The organism is Tistlia consotensis USBA 355, assembly GCF_900177295.1.
In the GTDB taxonomy this organism is placed as follows: domain Bacteria; phylum Pseudomonadota; class Alphaproteobacteria; order Kiloniellales; family DSM-21159; genus Tistlia; species Tistlia consotensis.
The window spans coordinates 121,888-136,871 of sequence record NZ_FWZX01000011.1 but is presented as its reverse complement, the minus strand read 5'-3'; the positions used below and the strand labels follow the sequence as shown (position 1 = coordinate 136,871).

Sequence of the window (14,984 nt, the reverse complement as noted above, 5' to 3'; positions counted from 1 at the left end):
CCCGTCCCTGCCGCCACCCCCTGACCCCGGGAGCGCCGATCATGCCCGTCTTCGTGCCGATGCCGGGGGAGAGCCTCTGGTACGAGCATCACCATCCCGAGGGCGACGGCGTCACCTTCGTCTTCGTCAACGCCCTGCTCGGCAGCGCCGCGCGGTGGGAGGCGATCGTGGCGCCGGCCCTGCGCGCGGCCGGGCACGGCACCCTGGCCTGGGACTACCGTGGCCAGGCCGACAGCCACACCGCCGAGGAGACCGAGCTGACCCCGGACCTGATGGTCGGAGACCTGGAGCAGCTGGTCGCCGAGCTGGGACCGCGCCGCCCGGTGCTGGTCGGCCTGGCGCACGGCGGCCTCTTCGCGGCGCGCGCCGTGCTGGCCGGGCTCGAGGCCGAGGGGCTGGTGCTGATCGACGCCCTGCGCCGGCCCGTCGGCGGCACGGAGGCGGCCCGGCCCGGAGGCGGCGCGCGCCTCGCCCGCCTGCTGCGCGACGCCGACAGGGTGGACTGGGACCTGCCGTGGGAGCGGCTCGCCTTGCCGGTCCTGGTGATCGAGGGCCTCGCCGACAGGCCGTCCGGCGGTGCGTCGCCGGCGGCCGCGCTGGCGGCCCGGCTGCCCGACGCGCGAGCGGTCGAGCTGGCCGGCGTCGGCCACGACGTGCCGGGCGAGGCGCCGGAGGCGACGATCGACGCCCTGCTCGGCTTCGCCGACGACCTGGCGAGCCGGCGCGGCTGAGGCGCCGGGCCGCTCAGTCGGCCAGCCAGCGTCGCATCGCCGGAAAGGGGTCGGGCGCCGCCGGGTCGCCGAAGGGCGGCGGCGCGGCGCAGAAGCCGAAGCGGGCGAGCCACTGGATGCCGATGAACAGGCCCTGCTCGAGCTGGCCGGCCAGCTGGTCCGGCGTCTGCCCGGGCGGCATGCGGTAGGTGCCCGGCCAGAACAGGCAGGTGGCCGGCACGCCGATCCGGCGGGCCGCCGCGTAGGACCAGGCGATCGCCATGACCTCCGTGTGGGCCAGCGCCTCGCGCTCGGCCGCGTCGGGCGGCGCCTCGCCCTCGCCCGCGAGCAGGCCGGCGATGACGGCATCGACGTCGTCGTCGAGCTGGCCGCGAAAGCGCGCCGGCACCAGGGCGATATGGCCGGCCTCGTGCAGCAGGTCGCCCGGCGAGCCGAGCCTTTCGGAATCGTAGAGCAGCCGGCCCTCGGCGATGGCGACGCCGGGCAGGAAGCTGTCCGGCGGCACCGCGCCCGGCCCGCAGTCGAGGCCGAGATCCTCCAGGAAGCGGCAGATCGGCCCGAGCTGCCCCGGGAAGATCACCGGAGCCTCACTCGCCCGCCTGGCGCAGGGCCTCCTCCTCCGGGGTCGCGGGCGGCGCGAAGGGCCGGTCGTGCTGCAGCGAGGGCACCATGCGGCGCGCCTCGGCGACCTTGGCGGTGTCGATCTCGGCGGTGACGAAGCCGGGCTCCTCGCCGCCGTCGGCCAGGACTTCGCCCCAGGGCGCGACGATCAGCGAGTGGCCGTAGGTGCGGCGCTCGCCGGCGTGCAGGCCGCACTGGGCCGGGGCGAAGACGAAGCAGCCGGTCTCGATTGCCCGGGCGCGCAGCAGCACGTGCCAGTGCGCCCTGCCGGTGAACTCCGTGAAGGCGGCCGGGACCGAGAGGAAGGAGGCGCCGGCCTGGGCCAGGCTGCGGTAGAGGGCGGCGAAGCGCAGGTCGTAGCAGACCGTCATGCCGAGCCGGCCCCAGGGCAGCTCGGCCAGCACGGCCTGGCGGCCCGGCCGGAAGGTCGCCGACTCCCGGTAGGTCTGGCCGTCCGGGATCTCGACGTCGAACATGTGGATCTTGTCGTAGCGCGCGGCAACCGTGCCGTCGGGCGCGAAGAGCAGCGAGCGGTTGGCGCAGGTCTCGGGGCCGAGCTTGATCGTCGCCGAGCCGACCAGCAGCCAGCGGCCGAGCTCGGCGGCGAGCGCCGAGAAGGCGGCGACCGCCGGGTGGCTCGCCTCCGGATGGGCGTTGGCCAGGCTGTGGGCCCGGCGCGGCGTCACCATCGGCGTGTTCTCGGGCGTCATGATCAGATCGGCGCTGGCGGCCGCGGCCGCGCGGATCGTCTCGCCGGCCCGGGCGATGTTGTCCTGCAGGTCGTCGCTGCTGGTCAGCTGGACGCAGGCGGCCTTGAAGGTCGTGCCGGCGCTCATTGCGCCGCCGCTCCGGCGAGACGGGCATCGAGCTCGCCGCGCGCCTCGAGCGCATAGAGGCCGTCGCAGTCGCCGAGGTACTGGTCGTCGACGAAGACCTGCGGCACCGAGGTCCGGCCGCCGGCGCGCTGGACCATCTCGGCCTTGCGCGAGGGGTTCATCATGACGTCGATCTCCTCGAACTGGACGCCCTTGGACGACAGCAGCTTCTTGGCCCGGTAGCAGAAGGGGCAGAAGGCGGAGGAATAGACTTCGACCTTGGGCATCGCAAAGGGGCTCCTGGTGCCGGAAAGCAAGAGTGACGCTCCGCCCGGATATAGGCAAGGCCGGGCGCGATGCCAGGGGCGTCCCCGGACCCGGCCGCGGCACGCAGGCCCGACCGCCCACGGCCGGCGCTGTGCCGCTCTGCCGCTCTCAGGCCTCGGGTGACCACCTTCCTGCGTCAGGCATCCGCTCGACCCTGCGGAAGCGATGCGGGAGCCGGCTGCCGTCAGCTTCGTTGGCGACGTCGATTTCCGGCGGGCCCATTCCACGTCATCATGTGACGCAAGAGCCACTGGCTCGGGCTAGGAGACGAACGCCATGACCCCCACCATTACCGCCTTCGAACGCTCGCCCGACGGCGGCAAGGGCCTGGCGCGCGACACGCGCGTTCGCTGGGCGCTCGAGGAAGTGGGCCAGCCCTACGAGGTGCGCCTCGTCTCGTTCCCCGCGATGAAGGAGCCGGCGCATCTGGCGCTGCATCCCTTCGGTCAGATTCCGACCTATGAGGAAGGCAATCTCGCCCTGTTCGAGACGGGAGCGATCGTCTTCCACATCGCCCAGAGGCATGCGGGCCTGCTGCCGAAGGAGGCTGACGCGCGGGCGCGGGCGATCACCTGGATGTTCGCCGCGCTCAGCACGGTGGAGCCGCCGATCCTCGATCTCTCGACCGCCAAGACAATAGAGGCCGGCGAGCCCTGGGCCCGCGATCGCCTGCCGCTGGTCGTGGACCGAATCCGGGTCCGGCTGGGACAGCTCTCCGCTCGCCTGGGCGAGGCCGACTGGCTGGAGGGAGCGTTCAGCGCAGGCGACCTGCTAATGGTGTCGGTGCTGCTCCGCCTGCGGATGTCAGGCATCTTGGACGAGTACCCGAACCTGGCCGCCTATGTCGCCCGCGGCGAGGCACGGCCAGCCTATCGCCGGGCCTTCGCCGCACAGCTGGCGATCAATGCCCCGGCCGGCTGAAATCCCCCGCGAAGCGGGGCCCCTGGCAAGTCGATAGCCGGTGGTCACGTGCGTTCTCGCACGACCTGCCCCGGCGCCGTCACGGCCGGGCACGCACCACCCGGGCCAGCACCAGGGCGTCGACCGAGGCCGCGCCGGCTCGCTTGAGCGTCCGCGCGCAGGCCGAGAGCGTCGCGCCGGTGGTCAGCACGTCGTCGACCAGCAGCACGCGCTTGCCCTTGAGCGCGAGGCGCTGCTCGGCGGGTACGGCGAAGGCGCCGGCGACGTTGAGCCTGCGCCGGCGCCGGCTGAGCCGGCCCTGGGACGGCGTCGCGCGGCGCCGCACCAGCAGCAGCGGCGCGTAGGGCTTGCCGCCCAGCCGCGCCAAGCGCTGGGCCAGCAGGCCGGCCTGGTTGTAGCGCCGCAGGAACAGCCGGCGCCGGTGCAGCGGCACCGGCACCACCAGGTCGGCCTCGCGCAGCAGCTCGGCGCCGGCCTGGCGCATCCAGGCGGCGAAGGCCGGCGCCGCGTCGGTGCGGTCGGCATGCTTGAAGCGCAGGATCAGCGGTTTGGACGCGGCGTCATAGGCGAGCGCCGCGCGCGCCCGGTCGAAGGCCGGCGGGCTGCGCCGGCAGGCCGCGCAGAGCGCCTCGCCCGCCAGGTCGGGCGCCTGCTCGAACTCGAAGGGATAGCCGCACTGGCGGCAGCAGGGCGTGCCGAGGAAGCGCAGGCCCGACCAGCAGGCGGCGCAGACCCGGCCCGGCTCGCCGACCGTGCGGCCGCAGGCCAGGCAGCGCGGCGGCAGCAGGGCGTCGAGCGCGGTGCGCCAGAGCCGGTAGGAGAGGCGACGGGCGAGCCCGGCGGCGGCCATCATTGCCAGCGGCTCCGCGGGCTGCCATATCGCCGCCCATGTCCGAGCTCGAGCGTCCCTTCGACCGCGCCGTCGTGCGCCGCCACCGCGAGCGTGCCGCCGCCGGCTGGCCGCGGCACGACTTCCTGGTCCGCGAGGTCGCCGACCGCCTGGCCGACCGCCTGGGCGACATCCGCCGCGCCTTCCCGCTGGCCCTCGACCTCGGCTGCCACGGCGGCGAGCTGGCGCAGGCGATCGCCGGGCGCAACGGCATCGAGACCGTCGTCGCCTGCGACCTCGCGCAGGCGATGGCGCGCCGCGCCGCCCTCGTCGCGCCGGCCCTGGCCGCGGACGAGGAGGCCCTGCCCTTCGCCGCCGGCGGCTTCGACCTGGTCGCCAGCGCGCTCAGCCTGCACTGGGTCAACGACCTGCCCGGCACGCTGCTGCAGGTCCGCCGCATGCTCAGGCCCGACGGCCTGTTCCTGGCGGCGCTGCTCGGCGGCGAGACCCTGGCCGGCCTGCGCGCCGCCCTGGTCCAGGCCGACACGGAGACCGGCGGCGGCGCGATCGGCCCGCGGGTCTCGCCCTTCGCCGACCTGCGCGACTGCGGCGGCCTGCTGCAACGCGCCGGCTTCGCCCTGCCCGTCGTCGACAGCGACCTGATCGAGGTGACCTATCCGGACGCCCTGGCGCTGATGCGGGAGCTGCGCGGCATGGGCGAGAGCGGCGCCCTGACCGCCGGCCGCAAGTCCTTCACCCGGCGCGAGACCCTGCTGCGCGCCGCCGAGCTCTATGCCGAGCACTTCGCCGGACCCGACGGCCGCGTCGCCGCGACCTTCCAGGTCGTCTACCTGACCGGCTGGGCGCCGCACGCCTCGCAGCAGAAGCCGCTCAGGCCCGGCAGCGCGGCGCAGCGCCTGGCCGAGGCGCTCGGCACGGCCGAGCGGCCGGCCGGCGACAAGGCGGATCCGGGCACCGATCCAGGACATCGCGGGCGCTCCCCGGGCAAAGCCTGATCCTGGCGCCGGATCATCCGGCCTTCCCGCAAGGGCTGCAAGCCCGCGCGGCTGGTCAGAGCAGGTCGCGCAGCAGGGCGACCAGGGGGATGTCGGCCGGCGGCATCGGGTAGTCGGCGAGGCGCGCCGGACGGACCCAGGCCAGCGTCTGGCCTTCCAGCGGCTGCGGATCGCCCTGCCAGACCCGGCAGGCGAAGAGCGGCATCAGCAGGTGGAAGGACTCGTAGCCGTGCGAGGCGAAGGCGACCGGGGCCAGGCAGGACTGCCGGGTGTCGATGCCCAGCTCCTCCTTGAGCTCGCGGACCAGCGCCGCCTCCGGCGTCTCGCCCTCGTGCACCTTGCCGCCGGGGAACTCCCAGAGCCCGGCCATCGCCTTGCCCTCGGGACGCTGCGCCAGCAGCACCCGGCCGTCGGGATCGATCAGCGCCGCCGCGGCGACCAGCACGACCGGCTTCGGCGCCGGCTCGGCCAGGCGCGCCGCCGCCTCCCAGCAGCCGGAATCGGTCATGGGGCGGCCCGCCTGGTCATGTGGTTGTCTCCGTCAGGGCGCGCGCCTGCATGGTTCGCCAGGCTCACGAAGCGCGCGTCGGGTCTTGCGCCTACACATCCCTCGACAAGCTCGGGATGAAGCGAACGCCGGGCCGGCTCGAACAGTTGCTTCGTCCCGAGCTTGTCGAGGGGCGTGGAGGCACCGTCGGCCGCCCCGCGCGTCCTCAGCTCCGGTAGGAGCCGTTGATGTCGATGTAGCCGTGGGTCAGGTCGCAGGTCCAGACGCGGGCCTTGCCGCGGCCGATGCCGACGTCGACCTCGATCAGGATCTCCTGGCCCTTCATGTGGGCGGCGACCGGCGTCTCGTCGTAGCCCTCGACGCGCTGGCCGTTCTCGGCGACCGCGACGCCGCCGATGGCGATGCGCAGGCGGTCCCGGTCGGCCTTCTCGCCGGCCTTGCCGACAGCCATCACGACACGCCCCCAGTTGGCGTCCTCGCCGGCGATCGCGGTCTTGACCAGCGGCGAGTTGGCGATCGCGAGGGCGATGCGCTTGGCGGCACGGCCGCTGGCGGCCCCGGTCACCGCGATCTCGACCAGCTTGGTCGCGCCCTCGCCGTCGCGCACGACCTGCAGGGCGAGGTCGGTCAGCAGCTCCTCGAGGGCGCGCCGGAAGCCGCGCAGCAGCGGCGAGCCGGGGCCGTCGACCTCCGGGTTGCCGGCGGCGCCGGTGGCGAAGAGCAGCAGGGTGTCGCTGGTCGAGGTGTCGCCGTCGACCGTGATCGCGTTGAACGAGCGGTCCGCGCCGCGCCTCATCAGGCCCTGCAGGACGGCAGCCGGGATCTTCGCGTCGGTCGCGACGAAGGAGAGCATCGTCGCCATGTCCGGCGCGATCATGCCCGAGCCCTTGGCGATGCCGACCAGCGTGACCTCGGTCGCGCCGATCTTCGCCTTGCGCACGGCGCCCTTCGGGAAGGTGTCGGTGGTCATGATCGCGCGCGCCGCCCGGGCCCAGGCGTCGGCGGCGAGGCCGCGCTCCAGGCCGGCAAGGTGCTCGGCGATGCGCTGGTCGGGCAGCGGCTCGCCGATCACGCCGGTCGAGGCGACGTAGAGCTGCTCGCGGCCGCAGCCGAGGGTCGTGCCGAGCGCGCCGAGCAGGCGGTCGACCGAGGCCATGCCGCGGGCGCCGGTGAAGGCATTGGCGTTGCCGGCGTTGACCAGCAGGCCGGCGGCGGGGCGGCCGCTGGCCAGGGCCTCGCGGCACCACAGCACCGGGGCGCTGGCGGTCAGCGAGCGGGTCAGCACGCCGGCCGCCGTCGTGCCCGGCGCGAAGCGCATCATCAGGAGGTCGTCCCGGCCCTTGTAGCGGATGCCGGTCGCGGCCGTCGCGATCTCGACGCCGGCAACCGGCGGCAGGTCCGGAAAGCGCTCCGGTGCCAGGGGCGACAGCTTGCTCATGACGGCTCTCTCACCTGCAGTCTTCGGACGAGAAAGAAGACGGCCGGGCGCGGCGCCCGGCCGGAAGGGTCACTGGGCCTTGGGCTGGGTGCCGTCGGCCGGCGCCTCGCCGCCGGTCGCCGGAGCGGCGGCGTCCGGGGCGGCGGTACCGGGCGCGGCGGCCTGCTGCTTGATGTCGATCTTGGCGGTCTTGCGCAGCGCCTGGACCTCGTCGTCGATGACCTTGCGGGCGAGCTGCTCGCGCAGCTTGGACTCGACCTCGGCGAAGCTCGGCGCGGCCTTGGTGCGGCGATCCTCGACCTTGATCACGTGCCAGCCGAACTGGGTCTTGACCGGCGCCTTGGTGTACTCGCCCTTCTTGAGCTCGAAGGCGGCCTTGGAGAAGGGCTCGACCATCTGGTCCTTGGCGAACCAGCCCAGGTCGCCGCCCTGCGCCGCCGAGGGGCCGGTCGAGTTCTCCTTGGCCAGCTTCTCGAAGTCGGCGCCCTTGTTCAGCTGGTCGATGATCTTCTCGGCCGACTCCTTGTCCTTCAGCAGGATGTGGCGGGCCTTGACCTCCTCGCCGGCCGGGTTCTCGGCCAGATACTGCTTGTAGGCCTCCTGCAGCTTCTCGTCGGTCATCGCGGCGTCGATCTTGTCCTCCAGGTAGACCCGGCGGACGGCGTCGGTCTCGGCCTCGGCGACCAGCTCCTTGACCCGCTTGTCGTCGGCGAGGCCCTGGTCACGGGCCGCCTGGCTCAGCAGGGTCAGGTCGACCAGCCGCTGGATCAGGGCCGGAAACAGCATCGAGATCTGCGCCTGCATCTGCGGCGGCAGGTCCTTCGCCGAGCGCAGCACGTCGGACTGGTGCAGCTCCTGGCCGTTGACGACGGCGACGACCGGATCGTCGCCGGCCGGCGCCGTGGCGTCCTCGGCCACGGCCAGCGACGGCCCGATCAGGAGGGCGGCGCCGACCAGGGCCGAAACCAGGAAGCGGGAACGGGTCATGGGAGATCCTTTCGAGCAGGCCCGCCGCGGCAGCGCGGGCTGGAATTCTCTGTCGTGGCGGCGGCTGCCGCTGCGCCTCGGCGCGCGCCACGCTGTCCGCCGGCACTATGCAGATATAGCGCCGCGTAACAAGGGTCGCCTTGGCCGCGTCGCCGCCGCGGGCGCGCTCCCGCGGCTGCGGCCAGGACCCGCACGGACGGGGCGTTTCGTTGACAGTCCGGGCCCTTGCCCATATCTGTCACCACGCAGGGCTGGCGCCCGCTCGCGGCGCCCGGCCCGTCGCCCCGTGCCCCGAGGACTTCATGATCGGTTCCATCGCCAAGCGGCTGTTCGGTTCGGCCAACGACCGCTTCGTCAAATCGCTTCGCCCCCTGGTCGTCAAGATCAATGCCCTCGAGCCGGAGGTCGAGAAGCTCTCGGACGAGGAGCTGAGGGCGCGCACCCCGGCGTTCCGCCAGCGCCTGGAGGCCGGCGAGACGCTCGACGACCTGTTGCCGGAAGCCTTCGCGACGGTGCGCGAGGCGGCCAAGCGCACGCTCGGCCAGCGCCACTACGACGTCCAGCTGGTCGGCGGCATCGTGCTGCACCGCGGCATGATCGCCGAGATGAAGACCGGCGAAGGCAAGACCCTGGTCGCGACCCTGGCGGTCTATCTCAACGCGCTGGCCGGCAAGGGCGTCCACGTCGTCACGGTCAACGACTACCTGGCCCAGCGCGACGCCCAGTGGATGGGCCAGATCTACGAGTTCCTCGGCCTGACCGTCGGCTGCATCGTCCACGCCCTGCCCGACGAGGCGCGGCGCATGGAGTACGCCAAGGACGTCACCTACGGCACCAACAACGAGTTCGGCTTCGACTACCTGCGCGACAACATGAAGTTCCGCCTGGAGGACATGGTCCAGCGCGACTTCAACTACGCGATCGTCGACGAGGTCGACTCGATCCTGGTCGACGAGGCGCGCACGCCGCTGATCATCTCCGGCCCGGCCGAGGACTCCTCGGAGCTCTACCGCCAGGTCAACGCGCTGATCCCGAAGCTGATCGACGAGGACTACGAGAAGGACGAGAAGCAGCGCTCGGTCACGCTGACCGAGGCGGGCGTCGAGCACATCGAGGCGCTGCTCGCCGAGGTCGGCCTGCTCAACGAGGGCACGCTCTACGACATCGGCAACATCGGCGTGCTGCACCACGTCAACCAGGCGCTGCGCGCCCACAAGCTGTTCGCGCGCGACACCGACTACCTGATCAAGGACGACAAGGTCGTCATCGTCGACGAGTTCACCGGCCGCGCGATGGAGGGCCGGCGCTATTCCGAGGGCCTGCACCAGGCGCTGGAGGCGAAGGAAGGCGTCACCGTCCAGCAGGAGAACCAGACGCTCGCCTCGATCACCTTCCAGAACTACTTCCGGCTCTATCCGAAGCTCGCCGGCATGACCGGCACGGCGATGACCGAGGCCGAGGAGTTCGCCGACATCTACAAGCTCGAGGTCATCGAGATCCCGACCAACCTGCCGGTCGCCCGCCTCGACAACGACGACGAGGTCTACCGCTCGGTCGTCGAGAAGTTCGAGGCCATCGCCACGCAGATCGAGGAGTGCCGCCAGCGCAAGCAGCCGGTGCTGGTCGGCACGGTCTCGATCGAGAAGTCCGAGATGCTCTCGGCCCTGCTCAAGAAGAAGAAGGTGCCGCACCACGTGCTGAACGCGCGCCAGCACGAGCAGGAGGCCTTCATCGTCGCCCAGGCCGGCACGCCGGGCGCGGTCACCATCGCGACCAACATGGCCGGCCGCGGCACCGACATCCAGCTCGGCGGCAACGTCGAGATGCGCGTCGCCCAGGAGATCCCGGCCGAGGCCGACGAGGCGACCCGCCAGGCGGCGATCACGAGGATCCGCGCCGAGGTCGAGGCCGCCAAGCAGGTCGTCAAGGAGGCCGGCGGCCTGTTCGTGCTGGGCACCGAGCGCCACGAGAGCCGGCGCATCGACAACCAGCTGCGCGGCCGCTCCGGCCGCCAGGGCGACCCGGGCGCCTCGAAGTTCTTCCTGTCGCTCGAAGACGACCTGATGCGGATCTTCGGGTCCGACCGCATGGAGGGCGTGCTGCGCCGCCTGGGCCTGCAGGAGGGCGAGGCGATCGTCCATCCCTGGGTCAACAAGGCCCTGGAGAAGGCGCAGTCGAAGGTCGAGGCGCGCAACTTCGACATCCGCAAGAACCTGCTGAAGTTCGACGACGTCATGAACGACCAGCGCAAGGTCGTCTACGAGCAGCGCAAGGAGCTGATGCTCGTCGAGGACGTCAAGGACACGGTCGTCTCGATGCGCGAGGAGGTGCTCGGCGACATGGTATCGCGCTGCATCCCGGCGCGCGCCTATGCCGAGCAGTGGGACGTCGCCGGCCTGCACGAGGAGGCCCTGCGCCTCTTCGGCCTCGACCTGCCGGTCGCCGAGTGGGCCAAGGAGGAGGGCATCGCCGACGACGAGATCCGTCAGCGCATGACCCGCGAGATCGACCGCAAGATGGCCGCCAAGGAGGTCAACTTCGGTCCGCAGCTGATGCGCCTGGCCGAGAAGCAGATCCTGCTGAACGTGCTCGACCGGCAGTGGAAGGACCACCTGCTGAGCCTCGACCACCTGCGCCACGGCATCGGCCTGCGCGCCTACGCCCAGCGCGATCCGCTGAACGAGTACAAGAAGGAGGCCTTCGACCTCTTCGAGAACATGCTGGGCCGCGTGCGCGAGGAGACCACCGCGCTGCTCAGCCACATCGCGATCCGCAGCAGCGACCCGGCCGAGATGACGCCGCAGCGCCCGGCCCAGGAGATGCACGAGACCCGCCAGGATCCGGCCCTGCAGGGCACGCCCGAGGCCGCCCGCGAGCCCGAGCTGGTCGGTGCCGGCGGTCCGGCGCGGCCGGCCGAGGCGGCCAAGCCGCAGCCGATGCGCCGGCCGGCCGCGAGCGCCTTCGACCCCGGCGATCCGGCGACCTGGGGCAAGGTGCAGCGCAACGCCCCCTGCCCCTGCGGCTCGGGCAAGAAATACAAGCATTGCCACGGCAAGCTCTCCTGAGGCGAGCGGACGGGCGGCCATGCGCTGCCTCGTCCTGATCAATCCGAACAGCGGCCGCGCCCAGGAAGCCGAGGGCGCCGTCGCCTCGCTGCGCGACGCCGGCCTGGAGGTCGAGATCGAACGGCCGAAGGACCTGACCGCGGCGCGCGGCCTGATCAAGCGGCGCGCCGCGGACGTCGACGCGATCGTCGTGGCCGGCGGCGACGGCACGTTCCACGGCCTGGCCGAGCGTCTGGTCGCCGCCCGCAAGCCGCTCGGCATCCTGCCGCTCGGCACGGCCAACGACCTGGCCCGGGCCCTGCACATCCCCAACGACCTGAAGCAGGCGGCGAAGGTCGTCGCCGCGGGCCGGCGCAAGCGGATCGACCTGGGCCGCGCCGGCCACACCCTGTTCTTCAACGTCGCGACCATCGGCCTGGGCGCCGAGGTCCCGCGCTTCCACCGGGGCGAGCGCAAGCGCCATCTCGGCATCCTCAGCTATCCGATCAGCCTGTGGCTGGCTTGGCGCCAGAACCGCTCGTTCCGGGCCCGGATCGAATGCGACGGCACGACCGCCAGCGGCCGCTTCATCCACATCGCCGTGGGCAACGGGCCGAACTTCGGCGGCGGCCTGGTCGTCGACGAGGACTGCCGGATCGACGACGAGACGCTCTACCTCTACGCCATCAAGCCGGTCGGCCTGTGGCGCCTGATGCGGCTCGCGCCCTGGATCCGCGCCGGCCAGCTGCGGCCCTGGCCCGAGGTCCTGACCCTGCGCGGCAAGCGGATCTCGGTCTCGACGCCGGGGCACCGGCGCCGGCTCAACCTGGACGGCGAGCTCAACGGCCGCACGCCGCGGGTCTTCACGGTCGAGCCGAAGGTGCTTGAGGTCTTCGTGCCCAGGGCACAGGTATAGCGCTGCGCCGGGCGCAGCCGCCGAAGCAGATCCGACGGAAGGGACCGCGGGAGCCATGAGCACCATCAAGGACGAGTGGACCGTCGCCATGGAGGACGTGGCGCGGGCGCTGCACGGCACGATCGCCGTGCTGGGCCGCGTGCAGAAGTCGATCGAGGACACCCTGCTCGACGCCGACGTGCTGGCCGACGCGCCGCAGCAGCACGAGCAGGCGCTCAACCAGCTCGAGGCGATGATCCGCAGCCACGGCGAGCTGCCCGACGACTACGATCCGGAGCAGGACCTGGCGCGCGACGCCCTGGCCTCGCTGCGCGAATCCTTCGCGACCAGCGGCACGGTCGAGATCCTGCGCGAGGCCGAGGAGGCCGAGGAGGCCCTGGTCGCCGCGACCGCCGAGGCGTTGTCCCTGGAGGAGCTCGGCCCGGAATCCGAGGAGCTGCTGGCCGGGCTCGGCCGGCTCGCCGTCGAGACCGGCAGCGACCTCGCCCGCCTGCGCCTCGCCGCGATCCTGACCTGGGCCTGAGCCGAGGGCCGGCCTCAGCCCAGTCCCTTCTGGCCCATCGCCAGGAACTTGTCGCGGCGCTGCGCCTTGAGGGTGCCGCCGTCGAGCCGGCCGAGCGCCTGCAGCGCCTCCTCGATGGCGTCGCCGACCGCGGCCATGGTCTTGTCGCGGCCGCGGTGCGCGGCGCCCAGCGGCTCCGGCACGATCTGGTCGATGACGCCGAGCTTCTCCAGGTCCTGGGCGGTCAGGCGCAGGGCCTCGGCGGCCTCCTGGTTCTGCTCGGCCGAACGCCAGAGGATCGAGGCGCAGCCCTCCGGGCTGATCACCGAGTAGATCGAATGCTCCAGCATGATCACCCGGTTGGCGGTGGCGAGCGCGATGGCGCCGCCCGAGCCGCCCTCGCCGATCACCGTCGCGATCACCGGCACGCGGAGCTGCAGGCCGAGCTCGATGCAGCGGGCGATCGCCTCGGCCTGGCCGCGCTCCTCGGCGCCGATGCCGGGATAGGCGCCGGCGGTGTCGACGAAGGTGACGAGCGGCAGCTTGAAGCGCTCGGCCAGCTGCATCAGGCGCTGCGCCTTGCGGTAGCCCTCGGGCCGCGGCATGCCGAAGTTGTGGGTCACGCGGCTCTGCATGTCGTGGCCCTTCTCCTGGCCGAGCACGACGCAGGAGTGGCCGCGGAAGCGGCCGAGGCCGCCGAGGATCGCCCGGTCCTCGCCGTACAGCCGGTCGCCGGCGAGCGGCACGAAGTCCTCGATCAGCGCCGCCAGGTAGTCGGCCGAGTGCGGCCGCTCGGGATGGCGCGCGACCTGGCATTTCTGCCAGGCCGAGAGCTTGGTGTAGGTCTGGCGCAGCAGGCGGTCCGCCTTGCCCTGCAGCCGCGCGACCTCGTCGGCGATGTTGAGCTCGCCGCCGTCCGACAGGTGGCGCAGCTCTTCGATCTTGCCTTCGAGCTCGGCGATCGGCTTTTCGAAATCGAGATAGTGACGCATGGCGGGCCCGACATAGCACAGCCCGCGACGGCGTCACACCGGTTCCGTGGGCCGCGCGAGGGCGATTCGCCGCGCGCCGACGGGCCCGGACGGGCCGGCTCGGCCGGCAGCCTGTTGCGCCGCCGGCGCCGGCGCGGCATGCTGCCCGCCGTTGGTTCCTAGGGGTGTCCTCGCATGCGAGGGCTGAGAGTCCGCCGGCCGTGGCGGTGACCCTTAGAACCTGATCCGGGTCATGCCGGCGCAGGGAAGGAACCGGAAGCGGCCCGGCCCCCGCCCTCGCGCGTCCCGCCCGTCCCCTTCCGTCTTCCCAGGGAAACGCAGAGACGGAGGTTGGACGACCGATGAGAACGATTGCCCCCAGAACGCCTTTCACGCGGACGCTTTTCGCGTGGACACTCTTCGCGCTGCTGCTGGCCGGCGCGGCGCAGGCCACACCGGCCGCGCAGGCCGCAACCGGCAAGTACACGGTGCTGCTCGACTGGTTCCTCAATCCCGACCACGCACCGCTGGTCGTGGCGCTCGAGAAGGGCTTCTTCACCGAGGAGGGCCTCGACGTCGAGCTGGTCGAGCCGGCCGATCCCAACGACCCGCCGAAGCTGGTCGCCGCCGGTCAGGCGGACCTGGCGGTCAGCTACCAGCCGATGCTGCACATCCAGGTCGCGGCCGGCCTGCCGCTGACCCGCATCGGCACGCTGATCGCGACGCCGCTCAACGCGCTGCTGACCCTGGCCGACGGGCCGGTCAAGACGATCGAGAACCTGAAGGGCAAGCGCGTCGGCTATTCGGTCGGCGGCTTCGAGGAGGCGCTGCTGAAGACCATGCTGGAGCGCCACGGCCTGTCGCTCAAGGACATCACGCTGGTCAACGTCAACTTCGCGCTCAGCCAGTCGCTGCTGTCGCACCAGGTCGACGCCGTGATCGGCGCCTACCGCAACTTCGACAGCCACCAGCTCGAGCAGGCCGGCGCCAAGGGCCGCTTCTTCTACGTCGAGGAGGAGGGCGTGCCGCCCTTCGACGAGCTGATCCTGGTGGCCCGCAGCGACGTGCCGCCGGATCCGCGCCAGGCCGCCTTCCTGCGCGCGCTCGAGAAGGGGGTGCAGTTCCTGGTCAACCACCCGGAGGAGAGCTGGGAGCTCTTCGTCAAGTACAAGCCGGACCTGGACGACAAGCTCAACCGCGAGATCTGGGACGACACGCTGCGGCGCTTCGCGCTGCGGCCCGCGGCGAGCGATGCCGGGCGCTATCGCCGCTTCGCCAAGTTCCTGCAGGACCAGGGCGTGGTCGGCGCCCTGCCGCCGGTCGAGAGCTACCTGCGCGAGGCCGACTGAAACGGCACC

Annotated in this window: 15 protein-coding genes and 1 riboswitch; of the genes, 7 read left to right on the top strand and 8 right to left on the bottom strand. The window is 72.3% G+C overall.

Annotated elements, in window-relative coordinates; genetic code table 11:
* Nucleotides 1-41: 41 nt before the first annotated feature.
* Complete coding sequence (locus tag B9O00_RS15070; RefSeq protein ID WP_085123516.1) at nt 42-731, top strand: alpha/beta fold hydrolase; 690 nt, start codon at nt 42-44, stop codon at nt 729-731.
* A 13-nt stretch (nt 732-744) separates the two neighbouring features.
* Here the strand turns inward: B9O00_RS15070 and B9O00_RS15065 are convergent, their stop codons facing one another.
* The 3 genes from B9O00_RS15065 to grxC are packed head-to-tail and all read right to left on the bottom strand — an operon-like array spanning nt 745 to nt 2,454.
* On the bottom strand, nt 745-1,311 hold the full coding sequence (locus tag B9O00_RS15065) for a hypothetical protein (protein ID WP_085123515.1): 567 nt from the start codon (nt 1,309-1,311) through the stop codon (nt 745-747).
* A gap of 7 nt (nt 1,312-1,318) precedes the next feature.
* On the bottom strand, nt 1,319-2,188 hold the full coding sequence (locus B9O00_RS15060; RefSeq protein ID WP_085123514.1) for a carbon-nitrogen hydrolase family protein: 870 nt from the start codon (nt 2,186-2,188) through the stop codon (nt 1,319-1,321).
* Complete coding sequence (gene grxC / locus B9O00_RS15055; protein WP_085123513.1) at nt 2,185-2,454, bottom strand: glutaredoxin 3; 270 nt, start codon at nt 2,452-2,454, stop codon at nt 2,185-2,187. The genes B9O00_RS15060 and grxC overlap by 4 nt, the downstream gene beginning before the upstream one ends.
* 316 nt (nt 2,455-2,770) lie before the next feature.
* On the opposite strand from grxC, the gene B9O00_RS15050 reads away from it, so the two are divergent.
* The gene (locus tag B9O00_RS15050) at nt 2,771-3,415 is read left to right on the top strand and encodes a glutathione S-transferase family protein (RefSeq protein ID WP_085123512.1); all 645 of its coding nucleotides are present in this window, start codon (nt 2,771-2,773) and stop codon (nt 3,413-3,415) included.
* A 79-nt stretch (nt 3,416-3,494) separates the two neighbouring features.
* Here the strand turns inward: B9O00_RS15050 and B9O00_RS15045 are convergent, their stop codons facing one another.
* Entirely contained in the window at nt 3,495-4,268 is a 774-nt protein-coding gene (locus B9O00_RS15045; protein WP_218822871.1) for a ComF family protein, read from the bottom strand.
* A gap of 35 nt (nt 4,269-4,303) precedes the next feature.
* On the opposite strand from B9O00_RS15045, the gene B9O00_RS15040 reads away from it, so the two are divergent.
* Nucleotides 4,304-5,260 (top strand): methyltransferase domain-containing protein, encoded by a 957-nt coding sequence (locus B9O00_RS15040; protein ID WP_085123511.1) that lies wholly within the window; start codon nt 4,304-4,306, stop codon nt 5,258-5,260.
* A gap of 55 nt (nt 5,261-5,315) precedes the next feature.
* On the opposite strand, the gene B9O00_RS15035 is transcribed toward B9O00_RS15040, so the two are convergent.
* The 3 genes from B9O00_RS15035 to B9O00_RS15025 form a co-directional block, all read right to left on the bottom strand.
* A complete protein-coding gene (locus B9O00_RS15035) occupies nt 5,316-5,768 on the bottom strand; it encodes a (deoxy)nucleoside triphosphate pyrophosphohydrolase (RefSeq protein ID WP_085123510.1) in 453 nt (150 codons plus the stop codon).
* 205 nt (nt 5,769-5,973) lie between these two features.
* Nucleotides 5,974-7,206, bottom strand: coding sequence for a bifunctional glutamate N-acetyltransferase/amino-acid acetyltransferase ArgJ (gene argJ, locus B9O00_RS15030; RefSeq protein WP_085123509.1), 1,233 nt, complete (start codon nt 7,204-7,206; stop codon nt 5,974-5,976).
* A gap of 69 nt (nt 7,207-7,275) precedes the next feature.
* Nucleotides 7,276-8,193, bottom strand: a complete 918-nt coding sequence (locus tag B9O00_RS15025; protein ID WP_085123508.1) for a peptidylprolyl isomerase — start codon at nt 8,191-8,193, stop codon at nt 7,276-7,278.
* Between the two features lie 302 nt (nt 8,194-8,495).
* Here B9O00_RS15025 and secA point away from each other — a divergent pair, with 302 nt between their 5' ends.
* The 3 genes from secA to B9O00_RS15010 are packed head-to-tail and all read left to right on the top strand — an operon-like array spanning nt 8,496 to nt 12,676.
* Nucleotides 8,496-11,258, top strand: a complete 2,763-nt coding sequence (gene secA, locus B9O00_RS15020) for a preprotein translocase subunit SecA (RefSeq protein WP_085123507.1) — start codon at nt 8,496-8,498, stop codon at nt 11,256-11,258.
* A gap of 19 nt (nt 11,259-11,277) precedes the next feature.
* Nucleotides 11,278-12,153, top strand: coding sequence for a lipid kinase (locus B9O00_RS15015; RefSeq protein ID WP_085123506.1), 876 nt, complete (start codon nt 11,278-11,280; stop codon nt 12,151-12,153).
* Between the two features lie 55 nt (nt 12,154-12,208).
* Nucleotides 12,209-12,676, top strand: a complete 468-nt coding sequence (locus tag B9O00_RS15010; RefSeq protein WP_085123505.1) for a hypothetical protein — start codon at nt 12,209-12,211, stop codon at nt 12,674-12,676.
* A 14-nt stretch (nt 12,677-12,690) separates the two neighbouring features.
* Here B9O00_RS15010 and B9O00_RS15005 read toward each other — a convergent pair whose 3' ends face one another.
* On the bottom strand, nt 12,691-13,647 hold the full coding sequence (locus tag B9O00_RS15005; protein ID WP_085123504.1) for an acetyl-CoA carboxylase carboxyltransferase subunit alpha: 957 nt from the start codon (nt 13,645-13,647) through the stop codon (nt 12,691-12,693).
* 150 nt (nt 13,648-13,797) lie between these two features.
* Nucleotides 13,798-13,911: riboswitch (TPP riboswitch) on the top strand.
* Between the two features lie 77 nt (nt 13,912-13,988).
* Here B9O00_RS15005 and B9O00_RS15000 point away from each other — a divergent pair.
* Nucleotides 13,989-14,975, top strand: a complete 987-nt coding sequence (locus B9O00_RS15000) for an ABC transporter substrate-binding protein (protein WP_085123503.1) — start codon at nt 13,989-13,991, stop codon at nt 14,973-14,975.
* The last annotated feature ends 9 nt before the right edge of the window (nt 14,976-14,984 follow it).